Here is a 736-nt window from a genome sequence, read left to right as displayed (position 1 = left end):
GTAGCATTTGCGAAAAATTCCCAGTCTTCATGGCCGATTCCATAATCTTCAGTAAAACCGCCGATGGCATTGAAGGTTGAAGCACGCACTAACGAGTTCGCAACACCGAAGCAATTCGAGAAACTTGCAACATTTAAATCGGCACCAAGTGGTAACCAGCAGTGAGTTGTTTTTCGGTACGGAGCTGGGAATTCCTCCCCAAAAATAAGATCGCTTGGAGTAGTTAAAATATCCGCCTGCGAATTAAGGGCTGCTTTAACGAAATACTCAATTTCATACGGTTTTGCTACGTTATCATCATCCATAAAAATTAAATATTCGCCTTTAGCGAACTTTGCAGCTAAGTTGCGGGCTGCACCCAAGTAATTGTTTGAGCTTCTTATTATTTTCCAACCTTTCGAATTGAACTCTTTTTGAATTAACTCAAGGTACTTAATAGACTCTTCTTTAGTACTCCCATCATCAACTAAAATAACTTCAAAATTATCGTAAGTCTGATTAATTAGCGATGCGATCGCTTGTTGCAAAAGATGTGGTCTTTCATAGTGCACTAAACAGACACTGACAAAAGGCTTTATATTCTCGCTGAGTTCGATAAATTCTGATTTCTGGATTTCATTGAATACAGAAATCCACTGTTTTTCAATTTGATGACTTTCAGCTACAAGATGAGTAGAAACCTGCAAATTCACCAAGCGATGTGATATTTTTGAATACAAATCTATAGGGTTAGGAT

Annotated in this window: 1 protein-coding gene; it reads right to left on the bottom strand. The window is 38.0% G+C overall.

What is annotated here, in order from left to right; translation table 11 throughout:
- On the bottom strand, nt 1-736 hold a 736-nt coding region (locus tag J1785_RS00550; RefSeq protein WP_217218551.1), incomplete at both ends, for a glycosyltransferase family 2 protein.

Source organism: Rahnella perminowiae (assembly GCF_019049755.1).
Lineage (GTDB): Bacteria > Pseudomonadota > Gammaproteobacteria > Enterobacterales > Enterobacteriaceae > Rahnella > Rahnella perminowiae.
Note: the sequence above shows the minus strand (reverse complement) of the source record. Positions and strands in the feature narration are given on the sequence as shown.